Source organism: Kitasatospora sp. NPDC017646 (assembly GCF_044329365.1).
Lineage (GTDB): Bacteria > Actinomycetota > Actinomycetes > Streptomycetales > Streptomycetaceae > Kitasatospora.
On record NZ_JBIRJC010000007.1, the window covers coordinates 218,387 to 243,449 of the forward strand.

The 25,063-nt window shown below is 72.9% G+C and carries 14 protein-coding genes; 8 read left to right on the plus strand and 6 right to left on the minus strand.

The annotated features are described in order from the left end of the window. Positions 1–126: 126 nt before the first annotated feature. Positions 127–1,140, minus strand: a complete 1,014-nt coding sequence (hemE, locus tag ACH4J0_RS14590; protein WP_396239979.1) for a uroporphyrinogen decarboxylase — start codon at positions 1,138–1,140, stop codon at positions 127–129. Between the two features lie 235 nt (positions 1,141–1,375). Here hemE and ACH4J0_RS14595 point away from each other — a divergent pair, with 235 nt between their 5' ends. The 5 genes from ACH4J0_RS14595 to ACH4J0_RS14615 all read left to right on the plus strand — a co-directional run bounded on the left by ACH4J0_RS14595 (position 1,376) and on the right by ACH4J0_RS14615 (position 8,112). Next, positions 1,376–2,038, plus strand: a complete 663-nt coding sequence (locus ACH4J0_RS14595; protein ID WP_396239863.1) for a DUF3000 domain-containing protein — start codon at positions 1,376–1,378, stop codon at positions 2,036–2,038. Positions 2,039–2,357: 319 nt separating this feature from the next. Next, the gene (locus tag ACH4J0_RS14600; protein ID WP_396239865.1) at positions 2,358–3,071 is read left to right on the plus strand and encodes a LuxR C-terminal-related transcriptional regulator; all 714 of its coding nucleotides are present in this window, start codon (positions 2,358–2,360) and stop codon (positions 3,069–3,071) included. A gap of 142 nt (positions 3,072–3,213) precedes the next feature. Beyond that, the gene (locus tag ACH4J0_RS14605) at positions 3,214–4,461 is read left to right on the plus strand and encodes a ribonuclease D (protein ID WP_396239867.1); all 1,248 of its coding nucleotides are present in this window, start codon (positions 3,214–3,216) and stop codon (positions 4,459–4,461) included. 256 nt (positions 4,462–4,717) lie between these two features. Next, positions 4,718–5,962 carry a thiolase family protein gene (locus tag ACH4J0_RS14610; protein ID WP_396239869.1) on the plus strand — a complete coding sequence of 415 codons (1,245 nt, stop codon included), beginning with the start codon at positions 4,718–4,720 and terminating at the stop codon, positions 5,960–5,962. Between the two features lie 2 nt (positions 5,963–5,964). Then, a complete protein-coding gene (locus tag ACH4J0_RS14615; RefSeq protein WP_396239871.1) occupies positions 5,965–8,112 on the plus strand; it encodes a 3-hydroxyacyl-CoA dehydrogenase NAD-binding domain-containing protein in 2,148 nt (715 codons plus the stop codon). A 73-nt stretch (positions 8,113–8,185) separates the two neighbouring features. Here ACH4J0_RS14615 and ACH4J0_RS14620 read toward each other — a convergent pair whose 3' ends face one another. The 3 genes from ACH4J0_RS14620 to ACH4J0_RS14630 form a co-directional block, all read right to left on the minus strand. Further along, complete coding sequence (locus ACH4J0_RS14620) at positions 8,186–9,712, minus strand: ArnT family glycosyltransferase (protein WP_396239873.1); 1,527 nt, start codon at positions 9,710–9,712, stop codon at positions 8,186–8,188. 168 nt (positions 9,713–9,880) lie between these two features. After that, the gene (gene dxs, locus ACH4J0_RS14625; protein ID WP_396239875.1) at positions 9,881–11,785 is read right to left on the minus strand and encodes a 1-deoxy-D-xylulose-5-phosphate synthase; all 1,905 of its coding nucleotides are present in this window, start codon (positions 11,783–11,785) and stop codon (positions 9,881–9,883) included. Positions 11,786–12,046: 261 nt separating this feature from the next. Further along, a complete protein-coding gene (locus ACH4J0_RS14630) occupies positions 12,047–13,225 on the minus strand; it encodes an ROK family protein (RefSeq protein WP_396239877.1) in 1,179 nt (392 codons plus the stop codon). 583 nt (positions 13,226–13,808) lie between these two features. Here ACH4J0_RS14630 and ACH4J0_RS14635 point away from each other — a divergent pair. After that, entirely contained in the window at positions 13,809–15,470 is a 1,662-nt protein-coding gene (locus tag ACH4J0_RS14635) for a PQQ-binding-like beta-propeller repeat protein (protein WP_396239879.1), read from the plus strand. A 140-nt stretch (positions 15,471–15,610) separates the two neighbouring features. Further along, complete coding sequence (pepN, locus tag ACH4J0_RS14640; RefSeq protein ID WP_396239881.1) at positions 15,611–18,190, plus strand: aminopeptidase N; 2,580 nt, start codon at positions 15,611–15,613, stop codon at positions 18,188–18,190. Positions 18,191–18,300: 110 nt separating this feature from the next. Here the strand turns inward: pepN and ACH4J0_RS14645 are convergent, their stop codons facing one another. Together ACH4J0_RS14645 and malQ are read right to left on the minus strand one after the other, a co-directional pair. Continuing rightward, the gene (locus tag ACH4J0_RS14645; protein ID WP_396239884.1) at positions 18,301–18,525 is read right to left on the minus strand and encodes a hypothetical protein; all 225 of its coding nucleotides are present in this window, start codon (positions 18,523–18,525) and stop codon (positions 18,301–18,303) included. A gap of 61 nt (positions 18,526–18,586) precedes the next feature. Further along, complete coding sequence (gene malQ, locus ACH4J0_RS14650) at positions 18,587–20,692, minus strand: 4-alpha-glucanotransferase (protein WP_396239981.1); 2,106 nt, start codon at positions 20,690–20,692, stop codon at positions 18,587–18,589. Between the two features lie 306 nt (positions 20,693–20,998). Here malQ and ACH4J0_RS14655 point away from each other — a divergent pair, with 306 nt between their 5' ends. After that, complete coding sequence (locus tag ACH4J0_RS14655) at positions 20,999–24,934, plus strand: beta-N-acetylglucosaminidase domain-containing protein (RefSeq protein ID WP_396239886.1); 3,936 nt, start codon at positions 20,999–21,001, stop codon at positions 24,932–24,934. Positions 24,935–25,063 lie beyond the last annotated feature (129 nt).

Genomic DNA, 25,063 nt, shown 5'->3' on the forward strand with positions numbered 1-25,063 from the left:
GGGGGCCCCCCCCCCCCCCGCCCCCCCCCCCCGGGGGGGCGGGGGGGGGCGGCGGGGGGGGGGGGGGGCCCGCGGGGGGGGGGGGGGGGGGGCCCCCCGCCCCCCCCCCCCCCCCACCGCGGGGCGTCAGCGCGCGCTGGCCTCGTGCACGAAGGCGACCAGGCGACTGAGCGCGTCCGGGTCCATGGACGGCATCACGCCGTGCCCGAGGTTGAAGATGTGGCCGCTGGTGCCGAGCGCCTGGGCGGCGTGCAGCACCTCGCGGGCCTTGGTCTCCACGACCTTGGTGGGCGCGAACAGCACGGCCGGGTCGAGGTTGCCCTGGAGGCCCTTGCCGGGGCCGACCCGCTCGGCGGCGACGTTCAGCGGCACCCGCCAGTCGACGCCGACGATGTCCGCGCCGGCCTGGCCCATCAGCCCGAGCAGTTCGCCGGTGCCGACGCCGAAGTGGATCCGCGGCACCCCGTAGGAGGCGACGGCGTCGAACACCTTGGTGCTGGCCGGCATGACCGAGCGGCGGTAGTCGTCGGGCGCGAGCGAGCCGACCCAGGAGTCGAACAGCTGGACCGCGGAGGCGCCCGCCTCGATCTGCACCTTCAGGAAGGTGGAGGTGATGTCCGCGAGCCGGTCCACCAGGGCGGCCCACAGCTCGGGCTGCCCGTACATCATGGCCTTGGTGTTCTCGTGGTTCTTGGACGGCCCGCCCTCGACCAGGTAGCTGGCCAGCGTGTACGGCGCACCGGCGAAGCCGATCAGCGGGGTCTCGCCCAGCTCGTCGACCAGCAGGCCGACGGCCTCGGTGATGTACGGGACGTCGTCGGGCTCCAGCGGGCGCAGCCGCCCGAGGTCCTCGAAGGTGCGGATCGGATCGGCGATGACCGGACCGACGTGCGGCTTGATCTCGACATCGATGCCGACGGCCTTGAGCGGCACCACGATGTCGCTGAAGAAGATCGCCGCGTCGACCTTGTGCCGGCGCACCGGCTGCAGGGTGATCTCCTTGACCAGCTCGGGCCGCATGCAGGACTCCAGCATGGGGATGCCCTCGCGGACCTTCAGGTACTCGGGCAGCGAGCGGCCGGCCTGGCGCATGAACCACACCGGCGTGTGCGGCACCGGCTCGTGCCGGCAGGCGCGCAGGAACGCGGAGTCGTGCGCGGCGCCGCGGCGCGCGGGGGTGGATCGGCCGTCGGGGGTGGCCGCCGTCGGGTCTGCCGTAGTCTCGCTCACGGGCAAATCTTCGCATGCGCCGGAGCCGCGCCTCCTCGGCCGGTCTCGTCGGTTCCTCCAAGATCTGGCCGGGTTTGCCGTTCCGGCACGCCGCTCGGACGGAAATTGCGGCGATAACCCGGGTTTTCGACCTAGTCTTCGGGTCATGGCAGCGGTCGGCGGGCACCCCGCACAGGGTGGCGGAACAGGTGGCGGAACGGGTCGGGAGGGGGCGCCGAGCGAGTTCCGGGCCGCCGTGGAGGCCCTCGAAGGGGCGCGGCTGCGGCCGGAGCTCCAGCTCTCCCCCGCGCCGGCCCCGCGCCGGCTCGCCCCGTACGCGTTCGCCCTGACCGCCGCCGTCGAGGTGGACGGCGAGGAGCTGGCCGACGGCCGGCTGGTGCTGCTGCACGACCCGGCCGGGCAGGAGGCCTGGAACGGGGAGTTCCGGGTGGTCACCATGACCCGGGCCGAGCTGGAGCCGGAGATGGCCGGTGACCCGATGCTCTCCGAGGTCGGGTGGGCCTGGCTGCTGGACGCGCTGCAGGCGCACGGCGCCGGGTACGCGGAGCCGTCCGGCACGGTGACCCACTGCGCCTCGCAGTACTTCGGCGGCCTGGCTGACCGCCCGTCCTCGACCGAGATCGAGATCCGGGCCTCCTGGACGCCGGCCGACGGCCGGTTCGAACGGCACCTGGCGGCCTGGGGGGACCTGCTCTGCATCAGCGCCGGGCTACCGCCGGCCGCTCCGTCCCCGCAGGGCCCGTCCGAGGTCACGTCACTCGGTGGAGTGGTCCCGATGCCCGCACGGCGACGCCCGCGGTCGCACTGACGGGTGGCGTCCGGGCCGGACGGCACCTTGCGCCCCGACGCCACCCCCAGGACTGACGGAGTGTGCCTTCGGTCCTGCTCTGCGTCAATAAAGTGGTCAGAGTCGACCGATCCAGGACGAAACTGATCGATTTTGTGCGAATTCCGGGCATGTCTCATCAGTCATATGCGCGATTTGTCCGTATTGTTACTCACTAGATCGTGATCTTTCGCTAAAGCCGGGCACGGTAGCTGCCGAAGCAGACTGTGACCCTTTCCGAACGCGGAACACTCCGACCGCCCCCTCGGGGTTCCGTCCGCCACTCCCCGCAGGAGGCCTGGTGTCGGTCCTTCTTGAGCATCCCGCAAACGTGGTCGCCTACCGGCCGACCAAGCCCACCGCCATGGTGGTCATCGCCGATCCCCGCGTCCGAAACACCGTCACCCGTCACCTGTGGGCGCTAGGCGTCCGCGACGTGATCGAGGTGTCCTCGATCGCCGAGGCCCGTCCCCGGGTCTCCACCCCGCGCGACATCTGCGTCGCCGACGTGCACCTTCCGGACGGTTCCGGACTGACCATCCTCGCCGAGACCCGCGCCGCGGGCTGGCCCAACGGCCTGGCCCTGTCAGCCGCCGACGACATCGGCGCGGTCCGCAGCGCACTGGCCGGCGGCGTCAAGGGCTACGTGGTCACCGGCACCCGCACCAATGTCGCGATGCCCGGCCGCCCGGGCCTGCCGCTCGGCGCCGGACTGGCCGGCCGGATGCGCCGCCCCGGGATGCCAGGCATGCCGGGTGCCGCAGGAGCTCCGGGCGCGCCCGGGGCCCCCGGTGCACCGAGCCCGCAGCAGACCGCCTACCGCGAGCTGTCCGGCCGCGAGGTCGAGGTGCTGCGGCTGGTCGCCGAGGGCCAGTCGAACAAGGCGATCGGCGTGGCGATGGGCCTGTCGGCGCTCACCGTGAAGAGCCACCTCGCCCGGATCGCCCGCAAGCTCGGCACCGGCGACCGCGCCGGGATGGTGGCGGTCGCGCTGCGCACCGGCATCATCCACTGAGCCGACCGGGGCCGAACCGCTCTCCGGAACCACGGCGGCCCAGGAGGAACGTTCCTCCTGGGCCGCCGCACGCGCGCGTGCGCGGGGTACCTGACCAGTCCGACAACACTCCCAGTTCCGGGGACCGTCGTACCCTTGGGGGGTGACCGACGCCGTAGCAGCCATCCCAGAAGAAGCAGCCCCGGTCCCGCTCCTCGAGCCGAAGGAGGGGATCCCGCCCGTCGTGGCGGACGAGCAGGCGCTGGCCGCCACCATCGCCGCCTTCGCCGCGGGCACCGGACCGGTCGCCGTCGACGCCGAGCGCGCCTCCGGCTACCGCTACGGGCAGCGGGCGTACCTCATCCAGCTGCGCCGCGCCGGCGCCGGCTCCGCCCTGATCGACCCGATCGCCTGCCCCGACCTCAGCGGGCTGGGCGCCGCCATCGCGGACGCCGAGTGGGTGGTGCACGCCGCCACCCAGGACCTGCCCTGCCTGGCCGAGGTGGGCATGAGACCCACCCGGCTGTTCGACACCGAGCTCGCCGGGCGGATCGCCGGTTTCGCCCGGGTCGGACTCGGGCCGATGACCGAGAACGTGCTCGGGCTGAGCCTGGCCAAGGAGCACTCGGCGGTGGACTGGTCCACCCGCCCGCTGCCCGAGCCCTGGCTGCGCTACGCGGCTCTGGACGTCGAGGTGCTGGTCGAGCTGCGTGACGCACTCGAACAGGAGCTGGACGCCCAGGGCAAGCTGGACTGGGCCCTGGAGGAGTTCGCCTCTATCGCCGCCGCGCCGCGCCCGGCCCCGCGCACCGACCCGTGGCGCCGCACCTCGCAGCTGCACAAGGTCCGCCGGCGCCGCCAGCTGGCCGTGGTGCGCGAGCTGTGGCTGACCCGCGACCGGATGGCGCAGGAGCGCGACGTCTCCCCCGGGCGGGTGCTCTCGGACGCCGCGATCGTCAACGCCGCGCTGGCCATGCCGCTGAACATCGCCGCCCTCCAGGCCGTGCAGGGCTTCGGCCCGCGGCTGCACCGGCGCCAGTTGGACCAGTGGCTGGCGGCCGTGCAGCGCGGCCGGGAGGTCCCGGAGGACCAGCTGCCGCCGGCCGCCGCGCCGCACGACGGACCGCCGCCGCCGCGGGCCTGGGCGGAGAAGGACCCGGTGGCCGCCGCCCGGCTCTCCGGCGCCCGCGCCGCGGTCGGCGAGCTGGCCGAGCGTCACCACCTGCCGGCCGAGAACCTGATCACTCCGGACCTCGTGCGCCGGGTCTCCTGGGAGCCGCCGGCCGAGCCGAGCGCCGAGGGCGTGGCCGCCGCGCTGCGCCGGCTCGGCGCCCGGCAGTGGCAGGTCGATCTGGTGGCGCCGGTGATGGCCGCCGCGTTCGCCACCGCCGTCGCCACGGCCCAGGGCTGATCCGCCCGGCCGACGCCGACCGGGCTCCGAAAGGGGATGTTGTCCGTACGGACGGCATCCCCTTCGGCGTTCCCGGGGAGGCTTCCTGGTCGGACGTGCCGTCGGACGTGTCGCGGGACACATGGTCAGAACCCTCCGAGGGGCCTGGGCAGGCTGGTTACCGACCGGTAGCATGGCCGTGACGCGGCGCCGCTCGGATGTTTCCCGGCGGCAGCCTGCCCACCTCGAAATGTTGGTCCCTGGGAGGAGAGCCCCCGTGCCTCGTACCGCGAGGGACGTCGTCTTCGTCGATGGCGTCCGCACCCCGTTCGGCAAGGCCGGCCCGAAGGGCATCTACCACGAGACGCGCGCCGACGACCTCGTCGTCAAGTGCATCCGGGAGCTCGTGCGCCGTAACCCGAACCTGCCCGTCGAGCGCATCGACGAGGTCGCCGTCGCGGCCACCACGCAGATCGGCGACCAGGGCCTGACCATCGGGCGCACCGCCGCCCTGCTGTCCGGTCTGCCGAAGTCCGTCCCCGGTTACGCGATCGACCGCATGTGCGCCGGCGCCCTGACCGCCGTCACCACCACCGCCGGTGGCATCGCCTTCGGCGCGTACGACGTGGTCGTGGCCGGCGGCGTCGAGCACATGGGTCGCCACCCGATGGGCGAGGGCGTGGACCCGAACCCGCGCTTCGTCTCCGAGAAGCTGGTCGACGAGTCCGCCCTGTTCATGGGCATGACCGCGGAGAACCTGCACGACCGGTTCCCGCACCTCACCAAGGAGCGCTGCGACGCCTACGCCGTGCGCTCCCAGGAGAAGGCCGCCAAGGCGTACGCCAACGGCGACATCCAGCCCGACCTGGTGCCGATCTCGATCCGCAACACCAACCCCGAGGTCGGCGAGACCGGCTGGGGCCTGGCCACCGTGGACGAGCCGCTGCGCCCGGGCACCACGATGGAGTCGCTGGCCAACCTGAAGACCCCGTTCCGCCCGCACGGCAACATCACCGCGGGCAACTCGGCCGGTCTGAACGACGGCGCCACCGCCTCGCTGCTGGCCGCCGAGGAGGTCGCCGAGGAGCTCGGCCTCCCGATCAAGATGCGCCTGGTCTCCTACGCCTTCGCCGGCGTGGAGCCCGAGGTCATGGGCATCGGCCCGGTGCCGGCCACCGAGAAGGCGCTGGCCAAGGCCGGTCTGACCATCGACGACATCCAGGCCTTCGAGGTCAACGAGGCCTTCGCCGTCCAGGTGCTGTCCTTCCTGGACCACTACGGCATCGCGGACGACGACGAGCGGGTCAACCCGTACGGCGGGGCGATCGCCTTCGGCCACCCGCTGGCCTCCTCGGGCGTGCGCCTGATGAACCAGCTGGCCCGCCGTTTCGAGCAGCGCCCGGACGTCCGCTACGGCCTCACCACGATGTGCATCGGGTTCGGCATGGGCGGCACCATCATCTGGGAGAACCCGCATTGGAGCGGAGCGGAAAAGTCCTCCGAGCTCGAGGGTGGTAAGTGACCATGAGCAACACCACTGAGCTGCTCCAGCACGGCGCCGAGCTGTTCCCGGGCGAGGTCGTCACGACCGCGCACGTGCGCCACCTGGACCTGCCGCTGCAGGCCGGCAAGCTGGCCCTGATCACCCTGGACAACGGCTTCGACCACACCAAGCCGACCACCTTCGGCCCGGGCTCGCTGCTGAAGCTTTCCGAGGCGCTGGACCAGGTCGAGGCCGAGGCCGCCGAGGGCAAGATCGTCGGCGCCGCGATCACCGGCAAGCCGTTCATCTTCGCCGTGGGCGCCGACCTCAAGGGCGTCGAGCTGCTCAAGCAGCACGCGGACGCGCTGGCCATCGGCAAGGGCGGCCACGAGGTCTTCAAGCGGATCGCCGCGCTGCCCGTCCCGACCTTCGCCTTCTACAACGGCGCGGCCATGGGCGGCGGCGTCGAGGTCGGCCTGCACTGCGACTACCGCACGGTCTCCGCGGGCGTTCCGGCCTTCTCGCTGCCCGAGGTCTTCCTCGGCCTCGTCCCCGGCTGGGGCGGCTGCACCATCCTGCCGAACCTGATCGGTGCCGGTAAGGCCGTCAAGGTCATCATCGAGAACTCGATGAACCAGAACAAGCAGCTCAAGGGCAAGGACGTGTTCGAGCTGGGGATCGCCGACGCGATCTTCGAGCCGGCCGACTTCCTGGAGCAGTCGCTGCTGTGGGCCGCCAAGGTCCTCAAGGGCGACGTCGTCGTCGAGCGCGAGGCGATCGACCGCGGCAAGGCCTGGGACGACGCCGTCCTCTGGGGCCGCATGGTCGCCGACGGCAAGGTGCACGGCGCCGCTCCGGCCGCCTACAAGGCACTGGACATCATCGCCGCCGTCAAGGACGCCGACCTCGCCGACAAGGCGAGCCTCCAGGCCGGCTTCGACGCCGAGGACGCGGCCCTGGCCGACCTGATCATGAGCGGCGAGCTGCGCGGCGGCATCTACGCCTTCAACCTGGTGCAGCGTCGGGCCAAGCGCCCGGTCGGCGCCCCGGACAAGTCGCTGGCCCGCCCGGTCTCCAAGGTCGGCGTCGTCGGCGCCGGTCTGATGGCCTCGCAGCTGGCGCTGCTGTTCGCCCGCCGTCTGGAGGTGCCGGTGGTCCTCACCGACATCGACCAGGAGCGCGTCGACAAGGGCGTCGGCTACGTCCACGCCGAGATCGACAAGCTGCTCGGCAAGGGCCGGATCGGCCAGGACAAGGCCAACCGCCTCAAGGGCCTGGTCACCGGCTCGCTGGACAAGGCCGCCGCCTTCGGCGACGCGGACTTCGTCATCGAGGCCGTGTTCGAGGAGATGGGCGTCAAGCAGACCGTCTTCGCGGACCTGGAGGACGTGGTCTCGCCGACCTGTGTGCTGGCGACCAACACCTCCTCGCTGTCGGTCACGGAGATGGCCTCGAAGCTGAAGCACCCCGAGCGGGTCGTCGGCTTCCACTTCTTCAACCCGGTCGCGATCCTGCCGCTGCTGGAGATCGTCCGCGGCGAGCAGACCGACGACGCGTCGCTGGCGACCGCCTTCGCCGTGTCGAAGAAGCTGAAGAAGACCTCGGTGCTCTGCAAGGACGCCCCGGCGTTCGTGGTGAACCGGATCCTGACCCGCTTCATGGGCGAGATCCAGAACATCATCGACGAGGGCACCCCGATCGCCAGCGTCGAGAAGGCCGTCGAGCCGCTCGGCCTGCCGATGTCCCCGATCATGCTGCTGGAGCTGGTCGGCCCGGCCATCGCCCTGCACGTCTCGGAGACCCTGCACGGCGCCTTCCCGGAGCGGTTCACCGTCTCCGAGAACCTCGGCAAGGTGGTCAAGGCCGGCAAGCGCGGCTTCTACACCTGGGTGGACGGCAAGCAGGTCCTCGACCCCGAGGTACTGGAGCTGCTGACCTTCGGCGACACGGTGCTCACCGAGGAGCAGGTCCTCGGCCGCGCCCTGGAGGCCGTGGCGCAGGAGATCGGCCTGATGCTGGCGGAGGGTGTCGTCGCCGAGGCGCAGGACATCGACCTCTGCATGATCACCGGCGCCGGCTGGCCCTTCCACCTGGGCGGGATCACCCCGTACCTGGACCGCGAGGGCATCTCGGAGCGGGTGAACGGCAAGAGGTTCCTCGCCCCCGGCGTGGCCTCGGTGCCCGCGTAAGGCGCGGCGCAACGCGTGGAGCCCCCGGCGACCTGGTCGCCGGGGGCTCCTTCGTGCGCGGGGCCGTCGGGCCTCAGTGCTTGAGGCGGTAGACGACGGTGTCGCCGATGACGCCGATCATCTCGTAGTGGGTGTCCAGCAGGTTCTCGATCCGGGGGACCAGCACCGGCTGGTACGGGGCGATGCCGGAGTCGTCCACGAAGACCTCGGGCAGGCCGTTGGCGAGCTCCTTGTCGAAGGTCTGCCAGGCGTTGTTGACGCTGAACTGCTCGCCCACGTTGGCGCTGCCGTCCTTGCCGCCGCTGTAGTTGGTGAGGAAGCCGGCCGTCAGATAGCGGCTGGCGGGCTTGCGGTCGGCCAGCCAGTACAGCTCGGGGTGCATGCCCCAGACCAGCACGGTGTCCTTGGGGGTGGTCTGGGCGGCGACCGCGGTGGCGACCTCGGTGTTGCGGCTCATCTGCTCCCCCGGCCAGGCCAGCGCCAGGCCCCAGAACACGGTGGCGGCGACCGTGGTGTACACCAGGACGGGCTTCCAGCGGATCGCCGAGGTGGCGACCGCGCCGGTGCCCAGCAGCACCAGTGGGGGCATCAGCTGGAGGTAGTAGTGGCCGAAGAAGTGGAAGCCCACGCTGACAGCGACGGCCGAGGAGAGCAGCCAGACCCACAGGTCGGTGGTCGAGCCGTACTCCTCGCCGGCCACCGGCAGCGGGCGGTGGCGGTACTTGAACCAGAGCCGGCGGCCCACCGGGTACAGGAAGCCGAGGCCCGCCGCGGCCAGGATGCCCAGGTTGCCGAAGGCCCGGCCGAGCATCTGCAGCCAGGCGCCGCCGAAGGAGGCGTAGTCCCCGCTGCCGGTGACCACCCAGAAGAGGAAGCCCTTGGGCTTGGTCAGGATCACCGCCACCAGGGCTATCGGCACCGCGAAGCCGAAGCCGATCTTGAACAGCGCGGACGGCCAGCGGACCCCTCGTCGGCGGGCGTCCTGCAGCAGCATCCAGAGCACCGGCAGCAGGACCGCCCCGCCGGTCTGCTTGGTCAGCGAGCAGAGCGCGACCGCGATGCCCGCGGCCAGCCAGCGGCGGCGCTCGGCGTAGCGGAAGGCGGCCACCATCGCGGGCAGCATGAAGACCTCGAAGGTCGCCGCCTGGGTGTCCTCCGGGGAGAGCCCGATGGAGACCAGCAGGTAGAGCAGTCCTGCGCCGGCCCCGGCCCGGTTGCCCCAGCGGCCGCGGGCGATCGAGGCCAGCAGGATCGCGGTGACCAGGTGGGCCACCACCGCGAGGGTGCGCAGCGGCCACAGCGAGGCGGAGCCGAAGAGGGCGAAGCAGGCCTGGTAGAGCCAGGGCAGCAGCGGCGGCTTGCGGTCCACGACGGTGTCGTAGAGCACCCCGCCGTCCGCGAGCATCCGGGCCTGGGTGGCCAGGAAGCCCTCGTCCGGGCTCCAGACCGGCCGGGCGAAGGACGGGACGTGGGTGGCCAGCGCGACCAGCGTGAGCAGCGGCACCAGCCTGGTCCAGTACCCCTGACGAAGATGGGTACGGGCGCGCTCGGGCAGGCGGTCGGCCAGGCCGGCGAGGCGGCGGCGGGTGGGGGTCGGCACGGTTGACAACCTACCGGGCGGGATCGGCGCGGACGGCGCCGGTCCCGCCATTCAGTGCGATTGTCAGCTTGTTCCGCGACGAACTGTTACGGAGTTACGACGAACAGTCGTCGGCGGAACGGGCCAGGGCGAGGTGCGCGGCCGTGGTCCGTTCCGCCGACCGCCCTCTCAGGCCTTGACCGGCGCCGCGTCCAGCTTGGCGACCAGGGCGGCCACCCGCCGGGCGATGTCGGGGGCGTTCAGGCCGATCTCGGCCAGGATCTCGTTCCGGCTGGCGTGGTCCAGGAACTCCTGCGGGATCCCGAAGTCGCGCACCGGCAGGTCCACGTCCGCGTCCCGCAGCGCCTGCGCGACGGCTGCGCCGACGCCGCCCACCCGGCCGTTGTCCTCGATCGTGACGACCACCCGGTGCTCGGCGGCCAGCCCTGGCAAGGCCGGGTCCACCGGCTTGACCCAGCGCGGGTCCACAACGGTGGCGGTGATCCCCTGGGCGGCCAGCAGGTCGGCGACCTCCAGGCTGGTCGGGGCCATCGCACCGACCGAGACGATCAGCACGTCGGCGCGGTGGGCGCCGGAGGACTCCTCGGCGGCGCGCAGCACGTCCATGCCGCCGACCCGGCCGACCGCCGGGACGGCCGGGCCGACCGTGCCCTTGGAGTAGCGGACCACCGTCGGTGCGTCCAAGACCTGGACGGCCTCGCGCAGCTGGGCGCGGACCTGGTCGGCGTCGCGCGGGGCGGCCAGCCGGAGGCTCGGGATGACCTGGAGGATCGACATGTCCCACATGCCGTTGTGCGAGGCGCCGTCCGTACCGGTGACCCCGGCCCGGTCGAGCACGAAGGTGACGCCCAGCTTGTGCAGGGCGACGTCCATCAGGACCTGGTCGAAGGCCCGGTTCAGGAAGGTCGCGTAGACCGCGAACACCGGGTGCAGCCCGTTGGTGGCCAGGCCGGCGGCGCTGGTGACGGCGTGCTGCTCGGCGATGCCGACGTCGAAGATGCGGTCCGGGAACTCCTTGGCGAAGGGGGCCAGGCCGACCGGGTGGAGCATCGCGGCGGTGATCGCGACGATGTCCTCGCGCTCGTGGCCGAGCGCGACCATCTCCTCACCGAAGACCGAGGTCCAGTCCTTGCCCGAGTTCTTGACCGGCAGACCGGTGTCCGGGTGGATCACGCCGACGGCGTGGAAGCGGTCCTCGTCGTTGTTCTCGGCGGCGTGGTAGCCGCGGCCCTTCTCGGTGAGGCAGTGCACGATCACCGGGCCGCCGAAGCCGCGCGCCTTGGTCAGCGCGGACTCCAGGGCGGTCAGGTCGTGGCCGTCGATCGGGCCGATGTACTTCAGGCCGAGGTCCTCGAACATGCCCTGCGGGGCGATGAAGTCCTTGAGGCCCTTCTTGGCGCCGTGCAGCGTCTCGAACAGCTGCTGGCCGACCACCGGGGTGCGCTGCAGGGCGTCCTTGCCCCAGGAGAGGAAGCGCTCGTAGCCCTGGGTGGTGCGCAGCGTGGCGAGGTGGTTGGCCAGGCCGCCGATGGTCGGCGAGTAGGAGCGCTCGTTGTCGTTGACGACGATGACGACCGGGAGGTCCTTGGCGTCGGCGATGTTGTTGAGCGCCTCCCAGGCCATGCCGCCGGTGAGCGCGCCGTCACCGATCACGGCGACGACCGGGTCCGCCTTGCCCTGGATCTTGTTGGCCTTGGCCAGGCCGTCGGCGTACGAGAGGACCGTGGAGGCGTGCGAGTTCTCGATCACGTCGTGCTCGGACTCGGCGCGGGAGGGGTAGCCGGACAGGCCGCCGCTCATCTTCAGCCGGGAGAAGTCCTGGCGGCCGGTGAGCAGCTTGTGGACGTAGCTCTGGTGGCCGGTGTCGAAGAGGATGCGGTCGCGCGGCGAGTCGAACACCCGGTGCAGCGCGATGGTGAGCTCCACCACGCCGAGGTTGGGGCCGAGGTGGCCGCCCGTCTTGGAGACCTCGGTCACCAGGAAGGTCCGGATCTCCTGGGCCAGTGCGGCCAGCTGTCCGGGCGTGAGCCGGTCGAGATCGCGCGGTCCCCGAATGCGGGTCAGCAGGGCCACCCGTTCCTCCTCGTTCAGTGTTCGCGGACCACGGACGGTCCGACGGGCGTCGCTGCCCGGTCCGGCGGCAGGCCGGTGGTCGCGGCCGGTACCGACCGGTCGAGTCTAATGTCCGCTTGCCGGGCACCGAGCGGCGCGCCCGGTGCCACCGACCGGTTACCGCCATTCCGGGAGGTCGGTCGGGGGGTCAGGGTCAATCCGTGTTGACGAACGGGCGTTCCGGTCGGGGGTGGTCGCCGGTGAACCGCCGAGTCCTTCCGTTCAGTGGCGGCCGAGGGCACCGGACTCGCCCATCTCGCTCATCACCAGGGCCAGCGCGCCGAGCACCTCCGCGCGGCCGCCCAGGGTGCCGGGGACGACCGACAGCTGGCGGGCGGCGCTGGGGATGGCGTAGCGGGCGACCGAGTCCCGGATGGGGGCGAGCACCAGCTCACCGGCCTCGGCGAGGTCGCCGCCGAGGATCACCCGGCGGGGGTTGAGCAGGTTGCACAGGGTCGCCACGCCCGTACCGATCTGGCGGCCGGCGTCGGCGATCACCCGGCGGCAGCCGAGGTCGCCCTGGTGGGCCAGTTCGACCACCCGGGGCAGCGAGAGGTCCGGACCGAGGGTGGAGGTGAGCAGCGAGAGCAGGTAGCGGGAGCCCACGAAGGTCTCCAGGCAGCCCCGGTTGCCGCAGCGGCAGACCGGGCCCGCCTCGTCCAGGGTGATGTGCCCGATCTCACCCGCGGTACCGCCCGGGCCGCGGTAGATCTGGCCGTTGACCACCAGGCCGGCGCCCACCCCGCTGGCGACCTTGATGTACGCGAGGTCGCTCAGGCCCCGGCCCGCGCCCCAGACCAGCTCGCCGAGCGCGCCCAGGTTGGCGTCGTTGTCCACGTGCACCGGCATGCCGAGCCGCTCCGCCAGCTCCCGGCCCGGGGCGATGCCCGTCCAGCCCGGCAGGATCGCGGTCGAGCCGAGCGCGCCGGTCTCCACGTCGATCGGGCCCGGCACTCCGAGGCCCACGCCGATCACCTTCTCCGGGCGGAACCCGGCCTGCTCCAGCAGTCGCTCGACCATCGCCTCGGCCCGGTCGAAGCCCTGGGCGGCGGAGACGTCCACGTCGATCGGGGCGCTCTCCTCGGCCAGCACCCGGTGCGCGAGGTTGCCGACGGCGACGCGGAGGTGGGTGTGGCCGAAGTCGATGCCGACCACGATGCCGGCGTCACCGCTGAGGGAGACGCTGCGGGCGCGGCGGCCGCCGGAGGAGGTGTCGGCGACCACGACGGTGCCGCTCTCCTTCAGTTCCCGCACGATGTTGGAGACGGTGGCCGCGGAGAGGCCGGTGCTGCGGGCGATCTCGGCCTGGGTGAGCGAACCTGCCATCCGTACCGCGCGGAGCACCCGTTCCAGGTTCGCCCGGTGCAGGGACGACTGTGAGCCCGGTGTGTCCGTCGACATGATCCACCCTCCCAGGGTGGGGAACCCTCCGCCGGGTGTCCCCTTCAACTCCTGAAGCCTACGGCTCGGGGGGTTCGGTGGGGTGGGGGGTGGTTGTCGGGAGGCTCTCGGGAGGGCGGGTGGCCGGGGCGCGTCCCTCTCGCCTGGGTCGGGTGAGGGGGGAGGGGGAGGGGGCTGGCGTGGGGGGGGGGGGGGGGGGCCCCCCCCCCCCCGCCGCGGGGGGGGGGGGGGGGGGGGGGGGGGGGGTGGGGGGGGGGGGGGGGGGGGGGGCGGCCGCCCGCGGGGGGGGGGGGGGGGCCAGTGAAGGTGTTGCGTGGTCAGGGTGTGTCGGAGTGGGGCGGGCGGTCCTGGCAACGGCTGAAAACCCACCCGCCACTACCATGGTGCCGAATCTCACCCGTCCCACCGGACCGTGGACGGTATCGGCAGGGGGACGCTTCCAGACATGACGGGGAATCAGATGGCAGGGGATCACCCTACGCCGGGTGCGGGCGACGCATCCGGCAGCGGCCCGCAGGACAACCGGGGCGTTTCGTTCGGGCGCCCGGCAGGCGGCGTGGATCCCGCCGCCGTCGCGGACCAGATGACACAGCTCGACGGCTCGGCGGTCCCGGGTCAGGCCGGGCCCGTCGGGCCGCCGCCGCCGGCCCAGCCGCCCGCGCCGCCGGCGCAGCCGCCGATGGGTGGTGCCGACTACGCGGCGTACGCGCCGACCGCGGCCGGCGGGTTCCCCGCGCAGGCGCCGCCGCCCGGTGCGCCGATCGGTCCGTACGACCCGGTGCCCGGTTACACCCCGGCGGACCCCTCCCAGGGCTACGGGTACGAGTACCAGCAGCAGGCCGGGTACACCTACCCGGGCATGCCGGTGCCAGCGGCGCCCAAGCAGCGCAACCCCGTGATGCTGTGGGGCGGGATCATCGGCGGCGTGCTGGCGATCGCCATCGTGGTCGGGCTGGTCGTCCTGCTCAAGAACGACCCCAAGCCCGCCCCGGGCCCGGGGCCGGTGGCCGACTCGGGCAACTCCAGCACCGTCTCGGGCGGCACCAGCGGGACCGTCACGCCGGACGACAACAACAACAAGACCAAGGCCACGTTCAACGTCGCCTGGTCCGCTCCGGCGCCCGCCAACACGGACGCCACCAACCAGATGCTCGGCATCTGGGGCACCGACAAGTACGCGGTGCGCGTCGACGGTGACGGCGTGAAGGCCTTCAACCTGACCGACGGCAAGCCCGCGTGGAACATCCCGGCCCCGGCCGGCAGCAAGGAACTGTGCAGCGCCTCGTACACCGCCAACTCCAAGAACATCGCGGCGGTCTCCTTCAACACCGGTGACAGCGACTGCTCCACGGTCGGCGCCGTCGACCTGTCCTCGGGCAAGCTGCTCTGGACGGTCAAGGCCACGGCCGACCGGTTGTCCCAGCCGACCCTGAGCGTGACCGACAACGTGGTCGTCGTCGGCGGCAACGCGGTCGCCGGGCTGAACGTCTCCAACGGCCAGCCGGCCTGGCAGTACCAGCCCCGCGACAAGGACTGCACGATGCGCGCCCGTGCGGCCGGCAACCAGATCGCGATCAGCGACCGGTGCTACATGACCAGCGGCCCGAAGTCGCAGCTGGTCATCGTGAACGCCGACACCGGCAAGCCCGTGAGCAGCCCGGTCACCCTGACCGGCAGCATCGAGGAGGTCGACTCGGTCATCCAGGACAAGCCGCTGGTCCTGCTGATCACCAACGGCCCGAACGGCGACTACATCCTGCCGTTCGACAAGGACAACAAGCCGGGCAACCAGATGTCCGTCAAGGAGCCCGGCTCGGACAGCCTGCGCCTGTCCGGCCAGGACAACGCCTTCACCCGCAACGTGGTCAGCGGCACCACGCTGTACGTCCAGGTCAACCCCACCAAGCCGGCCATCAACGCCTACGACCTGACCACCGGCAAGCGCCTGTGGGCGGCCAGCCCGGGCTCGGCCAGCGGCAGTGACATCCGGCTGGTCACCGGTACGGACAAGGACGGCAAGGTCCGCGCCATGGTGTCGCAGGGCTACGACAAGCCGGCCCGCCTGGTGACGCTCTCTCCGACCGACGGTTCGATGACCGACATCGGCACGGTCGCGAACCCGAACGGGAAGTACGACCTCGACATGAGCACCTCGGTGTACTACGTGTCGGACGACGGCAACGCGGTGTACGCCTTCCGCCGCTACACCGGCACCGACGGTCCGCTGACCAAGTGGAAGAAGTGACGTCGGGACACTGACGGCTCGTGGTGGGCGGGGCGGGCGCGGACTTCGGTCCGGGCCCGCCCCGCCTCCCGTTTTCCGGCCGGAGGGGTTGTCGGGCATGCGAGGATTCGGTCCATCAGCCTGACGAAGGAGTGCAGCGAGTGCCCGGCACCAACCTGACCCGCGAAGAGGCCCGTACCCGGGCCGACCTCATCCGGGTGGACGCGTACGACATCGAGCTCGACCTCGGCTCGGCCCGTGACGGCGGCACCTTCCGGTCCACGACCGTGGTCCGGTTCACCGCCACCACCCCCGGCGCCGACAGCTTCATCGACCTCGTCGCCCCCGGCGTCGAGGAGATCACCCTCAACGGCACGGCGCTCGACCCGGCGAGCTTCGCCGACAGCCGCATCCCGCTGCCCGGCCTGGCGGCCGAGAACGAGCTGCGGGTGGTCGCCAACTGCGCGTACAGCAACACCGGTGAGGGCCTGCACCGGTTCGTCGACCCGGTCGACGGCGAGACCTACCTGTACACCCAGTTCGAGGTGCCGGACGCCCGGCGGGTCTTCGCGAACTTCGAACAGCCGGACCTGAAGGCCACGTTCGCCTTCACCGTGACCGCCCCGACCGGCTGGGTCGTGGTCTCCAACTCGCCCACCCCCGAGCCGGTCGGCGAAGGCGCCACCCAGGTCTGGAAGTTCGAGCCGACCGGCCGGATCTCCAGCTACATCACCGCGCTCGTCGCCGGCCCGTACGTGGGGGTCTTCGACAGCTACGAGAAGGGCGAGCAGCGGGTGCCGCTGGGCGTCTACTGCCGCCCCTCGATGCGCGAGTACCTGGACGCCGAGGCGATCTTCGAGGTCACCAAGCAGGGCTTCGACTACTTCCAGGAGAAGTTCGACTACCCGTACCCGTTCGCCAAGTACGACCAGCTCTTCGTCCCGGAGTTCAACGCCGGCGCGATGGAGAACGCGGGCGCCGTCACCCTGCGCGACCAGTACGTGTTCCGTTCCAAGGTCACCGACGCCGCGTACGAGGCGCGCGCCGCGACGATCCTGCACGAGCTCGCCCACATGTGGTTCGGCGACCTCGTCACCATGGAGTGGTGGAACGACCTCTGGCTCAACGAGTCCTTCGCGACCTTCGCCGAGGCCGTCTGCCAGGCGGAGGCCCCCGGCTCCAAGTGGCCGCAGTCCTGGACCACGTTCGCCAACCAGATGAAGACCTGGGCCTACCGGCAGGACCAGCTGCCGTCCACCCACCCGATCATGGCGGACATCAACGACCTGGAGGACGTCCAGGTCAACTTCGACGGCATCACCTACGCCAAGGGCGCCTCGGTGCTCAAGCAGCTGGTGGCGTACGTCGGCCAGGACGCCTTCTTCGAGGGCGTGCGCGCCTACTTCAAGCGCCACGCGTGGGGCAACACGCGGCTGAGCGACCTGCTCGGCGCCCTGGAGGAGGCCAGCGGACGCGACCTGAAGGCCTGGTCCAAGGCCTGGCTGGAGACCGCGGGCATCAACGTGCTGCGGCCGTCCATCGCGCTGAACACGGACGGTGAGATCGAGTCCTTCGCCGTCCTCCAGGAGGCGCCCGCGCTGCCGGCCGGCGCCAAGGGCGAGGCCGTGCTGCGGCCGCACCGGATCGCGATCGGCCTGTACGAGCTGGTCGACGGTTCGCTGGTGCGCACCGACCGGATCGAGCTGGACCTCGACGGCGCGCGCACCGAGGTGCCCGAGCTGGTCGGGCGCCACCGGCCGGCCGTCGTGCTGCTGAACGACGACGACCTGTCGTATGCCAAGATCCGCCTCGACGAGGACTCGCTGGCCGTCGTCACCGAGAACCTCGGCGGCTTCACCGAGTCGCTGCCGCGCGCGCTGTGCTGGGCCTCCGCCTGGGACATGACCCGCGACGGCGAGCTGGCCGCCCGCGACTACCTGTCGCTGGCGCTGTCCGGCATCGGACGGGAGACCGACATCGGCGTCGTGCAGTCCGTGCAGCGCCAGGTCAAGCTGGCCCTGGACGCCTACACCGACCCGGACTGGCGCGAGCAGGGCCTCGCCCGCTGGGCCACCGCCGCCGAGGAGCACCTGCGCGCCGCCGAGCCCGGCAGCGACCACCAGCTGGCCTGGGCCCGCACCCTCGCCGCGGTCGCCCGCACGGACGGTCAGCTGAACCTGCTGGCCGGGCTGCTGGACGGATCGGTGGAGATCAAGGGCCTGGCCGTGGACACCGAGCTGCGCTGGACGCTGCTGTCCCGGCTCTCCGCCACCGGCCGCGCCGACGAGGCCGCAGTCGTCGCGGAGCTGGAGCGGGACAACACCGCGGCCGGCCAGGAGCACGCGGCCACCTGCCGCGCCTCCCGCCCGACCGCGGAGGCGAAGGCGCAGGCCTGGGCCTCGGTGGTGGAGTCCGACAAGCTGACCAACTACGTGCAGGAGGCCGTGATCGCCGGCTTCCAGCAGTCGGACCAGCGGGAGCTGCTGGCGCCGTACGCGGAGAAGTACTTCGCCGTGGTGAAGCACATCTGGGAGACCCGCAGCCACGAGATCTCGCAGCAGATCATCGTCGGGCTGTACCCGGCGCTCCAGGTCTCCGAGGCGACGCTGGCCGCCACGGACGCCTGGCTGGCCTCGGCCGAGCCGGCGCCGGCGCTGCGGCGCCAGGTGGTCGAGGCCCGGGCCGGGGTCGAGCGGGCGCTCAAGGCCCAGGTGGTCGACAGGGCCGCCGGGGCGCGCTGACCGCTCCGTCGAGGGCGCGGAGCTGAATGCCCGAAGGGGCGCCGGATCGTCCGGCGCCCCTTCGGGGTTGTGCGGGTCCTTGGTGGACGTCGAGTCCGGTGGACGCGGCGTTACTTCTTCTTCTTGCCGTACGGCATGGCCGCCAGGGCCGCGATGATCGCGAACGCGGCGAGCGGGATCACCACGTACAGGCCGACGGTCTGGCCGACGCTCAGGCCGGTACCCGGGTCGTCACCGTCGTCCCTGGTGAGGGCCATGGCGGGCGACGACAGCAGCATCATCAGCGTGACCGTTGCGGAGACCGCGCCGGCTCGCAAAGCGTTCCTCTTGTCCACGTTTCCAACTTACCCGCCACTTACCGGAGGGCGCGCGTCGGGGTGGGGCTGTCCGTTCCGGTCACGGGTTCCGGCTACCGGTTCCGTGGGGGTTGGGCGGGGCCAGGAGGTGGGCGAGGAGGCGGGCGGCGGGGGCCGCGGCGAGGCGGTCGAGGGTGACCGGGGCACCCGTGCCGTCGGCCACCGGGAGGCGCCAGTTCGGGTACTGGTCCCAGGTGCCGGGCAGGTTCTGCGGGCGCGGGTCGCCGACCAGGTCCGGCAGCCAGACGCCGACCAGCTCCGCCGGGGTGGAGCGGAGGAAGCGGTAGAGCACCGGCATCGACAGCGGCTCGTCGGGGGCGAGCAGCCCCCGGCTGGTCAGTTCGGCCCGCCAGTCGGCCAGCTCGGCGGCCGCCTCCTGCTGCTCCTCCCCCAGCGGACGCGCCAGCAGGCCGAGGCGGTGCCGCAGCTCGACGTGCTCGCCGGAGAGCCGGGCCGCGGTGCTGGGCAGGTCGTGGGTGGTGAGGGTGGCCAGGCAGCCGGGGCGCCAGCGTTCGGGGGGCAGGATGCCGCCGTCGGCCTGCCAGTCCCGTTCGAACCAGAGCACGGAGGTGCCGAGGATGCCCCGGTCCGCCAGCTCCTCCCGTACGCCCGGCTCGACCGTGCCCAGGTCCTCGCCGATCACCGCCGTACCGGCTCGGTGGGCCTCCAGGGCGAGCACGCCGAGCATCGCCTCGGCGTCGTAGCGGACGTAGGCGCCCTCGGTGGGAGGGTGGCCGTTGGGGACCCACCAGAGGCGGAAGAGGCCCATCACGTGGTCGATGCGCAGGGCCCCGGCGTGGCGCGTGACCGCCCGGAGCAGCTCCGCGTACGGGGCGTAGCCGGCCGCGGCGAGCGCGTCCGGGCGCCAGGGCGGCAGGCCCCAGTCCTGGCCGTGGGCGTTGAAGGCGTCCGGCGGGGCGCCGACCGAGATGCCGCCGGCCAGGACGTCCTGGAGCGCCCAGGCGTCGGCGCCGTCCGGGTGGACGCCGACGGCGAGGTCGTGGATCAGACCGACCGGCATGCCGGCCTCGCGGGCGCTGCGCTGGGCGTCGGCGAGCTGCTGGTCGACCTGCCAGGCGAGCCAGCGGTGGAACTCGACCCGGGCTTCGAGTTCCTTGGCGGCCTGTTCGATCTGTGGGCCGTTCGGGTGACGCAGGCCCTTGGGCCAGTGGTGCCAGTCCGCGCCGTGGGCCTCGGCCAGGGCGTTCCAGAGGGCGTGCCGGCGCAGCCACTCGCCCTCGCGGCGCTGGAACGCCTCGTAGGCCGCCTGGCGGCCGGGGCCGCGCGGGACCTCGTGGAGGATCTCCAGGGCCTCGTGCTTGAGCTCCCAGACGGCGTCGCGGTCGACCAGGCCGTCGTGGGCGAGCACCTCCTGGCGCAGCCGCGCGGCCCGGCGGGTGAGGTCCTCCGCCTCCGTCCGCTGTTCCGCCGTCAGGTAGGCGTACTCGGGGACGGCCTCGATCCGCAGGTGCACCGGGTCGGCGAAGCGGCGGGAGGACGGGCGGTACGGGGACGGGTCGGAGGGGGTGCCGGGCGTCGCGGGCAGTCCTCGGTGCAGCGGGTTGATCTGCACGAAGCCCGCGCCGAGGCCGGTGCCCGCCCACTGGGCGAGTTCGGCGAGGTCGCCGAGGTCGCCCATGCCCCAGGAGCGTTCGGAGAGGACGGAGTACAGCTGGGCAAGGAACCCCCAGCTGCGGCCGGGGAGTTGGGGCAGCTGCTGGGGGGCGACGATCAGCGGTGCCTGTTCCTTCCTGCTGTTGCTCTCCGCCTTGAGGGTGTGCCGCCCGAGCGGCAGGTCGGCGGGCAGCCAGTGGGAGTGGCCGCGCGGCAGCTCCCAACTGCCGCCGTCCTCCAGCTCGACGTGCAGCCAGGCGTCGGCCGGCACGTCCAGCGCGGTGCGCCGCCCCTGCCGGGCCACCACGCAGGGAGGCAGCAACTTGTCCTGCTGCTCGGAACGGTGACGCTCCAGCGCCTCCCGCACCTCCTCCGGCGACCCCGCCGCCACCCCCAGCGCCCCCAGCACCGCCACCAGCGTCCGCGCCCCCACCGCCTGCCCGCCCGGCCCCGGGTACCGGGCGTCCACCCCGTACGCCTGCGCCAGCGCCACCAGTTCGGCCGGCGGTGGCGGCGCGTCCTGCGCCGGCACCTTCAGCCCGTCGGCTCCGTCACTGTCGTGGTAAGCGGCCACTCGCGGCTCCCTGCGATGTCTCGGCAACGCCCGGTCAGGACTCCCAAGTCCTACCCGCGTGACGGGGTGATGACGCTGCGCGACACGGGCGCGCGGGGTGGAACGACGGAGGCTCGCGAGGGCGGCGGTGCGAAAAGTGATGGATGGTCAGTAAAATCGGATATTTCATCGCAAATTAGGCATAGCCGTCGGTGACGTTGACACCGGGTTGGGTAGCTGGTGGGGTTGCTCGCGTTGTGGTCCAGGCCTGGCGAGGAGGCCCCTGTGCAAGCCCGTGTGTCCGTTGTGGCCGGGCGGCGGCTGCGGCAGCAGTTGGAGCAGACTCCGGCGCTGCGCGAGGTGCTGCACCATCCGGCTGCGCTGGCGGCGCGGCGGGCGACGGCGCGGACGTGCCGTCAGCTGGCGCCGCGGACCGCGGACCGGATGATCGCCGACCTGAAGGGGACGGAGCCGCTGTTGGCGTCGGTGCGGGCGGAGCGTGCGGCCGGGCGGCCGGGGCGGCGGGCGATGCAGATCGCGGCCGGGGTGGTGACCGCGGCGGTGGTCGGCGGGCTGCTGGCCGGGCCGCTGCCGTCGACGGCGTACGCCGCGACGCCCGGGCCGGACGTGGTGAGCACCGCGCCGCAGACGCCGCTGGGCAGCGTGACCAACCCTCAGGTGTTCCCGCACCCGCAGGAGCAGACCGTGGCGGGCAAGCCGGTCACCGTGCCGACCGCCGTGACGCTGGTGACCGCGCCGAAGGTCGACCGTGGCGCGGTGGACGCCGTCCGCGAGGTGCTGACCATCGCCGGGGCCACCGACGTGACCCCGCAGGCGGACGGTGGGACGCCGGCCGCCGGCTCGCTGGTGGTGTACGTCGGGGGGCCCGCCGAGGGCGCCGAGGGCGAGGTGGACCGGACGCTGCGCCAGCTGGCCGCCGCGGCCGGCGGCAAGGACGGCTCCGCGCCCTCCACCGCGGGCATGCCGCCCGGCGGCTACGTGCTGTCGACCGGTCAGCTGCCCGCCCAGGGCGGCGGGACGTACGGCGCGGTGGTGCTGGCGGGCGTGGACGCGGCCGGCACCTTCTACGCCGCGCAGAGCCTGCGCCAGCTGCTCGCCGCCGTACCGGCCGGGCAGGCCCAGGGGCCGGGCGCGGCCGGGCTCGGTCTGCCCGGGATCACGCTGCGGGACTGGCCGAGCGGCGCAGCGGTACGCGGCACCGCGGAGGCGTTCTACGGCACTCCGTGGACCGCCCAGCAGCGGCTCGACCAAGTGGACTTCCTGGGCCGCTCCAAGCAGAACTTCTACCTGTACGCCCCGGGCGACGACCCGTTCCGGCTCAACCGCTGGCGCGACGCCTACCCCGCCGACCAGCAGTCCGACCTGCGCGAACTGGGCGACCGGGCCCGGCAGAACCACGTCACCCTCGGCTACGCGATCGACCCCGGGCAGTCCCTCTGCTTCACCGACGACGACGACGTCGACGCGCTGGTCAAGAAGCTGGACGGGCTGCGCAAGCTGGGCTTCACCGCGTTCCAGCTGCAGTTCCTGGACGTCAGCTACGACGAGTGGCACTGCAGCGACGACCGCGCCAAGTACGGCACCGGCCCGGCCGCCGCCGCCAAGGCCCAGGCCGCGCTGGTCAAGAAGGTGCAGGACCGGCTGATCGCGAAGAACCCGGGCCTGGCGCCGCTGTCCGTCGTCCCGACCGAGTACCACAAGCAGGGCTCCACGCCGTACCGCAAGGCGCTGGCCGACGCTCTGCCGGGCGGCGTGCAGGTGGCCTGGAGCGGTGGCGGGGTGATCCCGGAGAAGATCACCGGCGCCCAGACCTCGGACACCGGCACCCTGTACGGGCACCCGCTGGTCACCATGGACAACTACCCGGTCAACGACGCCAGCCCGGACCGGCTCTTCCTCGGCGCCTACACCGGTCGCGACCCGGAGGTGGCCACCCGTTCGGCGGTGCTGCTGACCGGTGCGATGCAGCAGCCGGTGGCCTCCCGGATAGCGCTCGCCACGGCCGGCGACTTCGCCTGGAACCCGGCCGGCTACAAGCCCGACGAGTCCTGGCAGGCCGCGGTGCGCTCGCTGGCCGGGCCGACCGGCGCCGCCGCCACGCCCGCCGGCTCGGCGCTGTCCGCCGTCACCGCGCTGGCCGGGAACAGCACCTCCTCGCCGCTGTCCAAGCAGGAGTCCGGCTACCTTCAACCGCTGCTGGACCAGTTCTGGGCCAACGCCGAGCCCACCTCCGGCGCGGCCCCCGACCTCAACAAGCTGATAGCGGCGGCGGCCCCGCTACGGGACGCCTTCACCGCGATGGCGGGCGCCCAGCAGACCCTGGCCGGCACCCAGGCCACCGCCCAGCTGGCCGCCGAGGCCGACCCCTGGCTGGGCCCGCTGCGCGACTACGGGCTGGCCGGGCAGGCCGCGCTGGACATGCTGCTGGCCCAGCACGGCGGCGACGGCACGGCGGCCTGGAAGGCCCGGGTGCAGCTCAACCGGCTGCGCGCGCAGCTCGCCCAGGCTCCGGCGACCATCGGCTCGGGCGTGCTCGGCCCGTTCCTGGACCGCGCCGTGCGCGCCGCCGACAACTGGTCCGGCGTGGTCAGCGGCGGGGTCACCCCGACCACCAGCATGGGCACCGCGCACGACCACATGCCCGGACTGATGGTCGACGGCCAGGCCGACACCTTCTACTGGAGCTCCGCTCCCCCGCAGGCCGGCGACTCGGTCGGCGTCGACCTCGGCGCGGGCCGGCCGATCACCGGCGTCACCGTGCTGATGGGCGGCTGGGGCGACGGCCCGGACGCCCAGAACGCCGTGGACGACTACATCCGCGACGGCGTGCTGGAGTACAGCACCGGTGAGGGCGGCTGGAAGCAGCTCGCGGTGGTGAAGAACCAGAAGACGGTCGGCGCCCAGCTGCCGGTCGGCACCGTGGTGCGGGCGGTGCGGCTGCGGGCCACCACCGCGCAGAAGACCGCCGTCGCGGTGCGCGAGTTCACCGTGACCGCCCCGGACGAGTCCCCGGCCAGCGTCTCCGGCGGGCCGGCCGCGCTGCCCGGCTCCTCGGCCGCGGCCGTGCTGGACGGCAACCCGGACACCGCGTACCGGGCCGCCAAGGCGCCCACCGCGCTGGACGAGCCGCTCGTCGTCGAACTCGGCAGCGCCCGTCCGCTGGACCGGCTCACCGTGCTGACCGATCCGAACGTGCGCGCCACCGCCACCGTCGCGGTGCGCCGCTCCGACGGCAGCTGGGTGGACATCGGCACCGTGCAGCCCGGCTACAACGAGCTGCCGGCCGGCGGGCAGGCCGCCGACGCGTTCCGGCTGACCTGGAAGCCGGGCGGCGACCCGCCGGTGGTCAACCAGGTGATCCCCTGGTACGCGGACTCCCCGGCGGCCCGGCTGAGCCTCACCGACCCGGCCCTGGACGTGGTCACCGGCGCCGCCGCGCCCGCCAAGACCCAGGCCACCGTCGAGGCCGGCCGCCCGGAGGGCACCACCGGCGAGCTGCGCACCGAGGTGCCGGCCGCCGCCAAGGGCCTGACCGTCACCCCGTCCGGCGCGGTGACCGTGCCGCGCGGCGGCCGGGTGGGCGTGCCGCTGCTGGTCAGCGCCGCGGCCGGGACGCCGTCCGGGACGTACCAGGTGCCGGTGTCGTACGTGGCGGGCGGCACCACCGTGAAGCAGGTGCTGCAGGTGCACGTGGTGCCGCCGACCGGCGGGCCGGACCTGGCGGTCGGCGCGCAGGCGAGCTCCTCGGGCGACGAGACGCCGGACTTCCCGGCCTCGGCGGTCGCCGACGGCGACCCGAAGACCCGCTGGTCCTCGCCGGCCAAGGACGACGCCTGGGTGCAGCTGGCGCTGCCGCAGGCAGCCCACCTGGGGGCGGCGGTGCTGCACTGGCAGTCCGCGTACGCCTCCTCGTACAAGATCCAGGTCTCGGCGGACGGCAGCAGCTGGACGGACGCGGCGACGGTGGACAACGGCAGGGGCGGCGACGAGACGGTGCGCTTCGACGCGCCGAACGTCCGGTACGTCCGGATGCAGGGCGTGGCGCGGGCCACCAAGTTCGGCTACTCGCTGTACGGCATCGAGCTGTACGCCGTCACGGCTCCGGCTGCCCCGCCGCAGCCGCCGGCCAACCCGTCGGGGCAGCCGGTGGCGCCTGGGGCACCGGTCGCGCCGGTCCCGCCGCCGGCGACGAAGCCGTAGCGGAAGCGGTAGCGGTAGTCGTGGTCGTAGGAGGCGAGTCGGCTCCCGGCAGGGGCAGGACAAGCGGCGGGCCGCCGGCTCCCCTTCGCGGGGGGCGCGGCGGCCCATGAGGCGCGTACCGGCGATGTG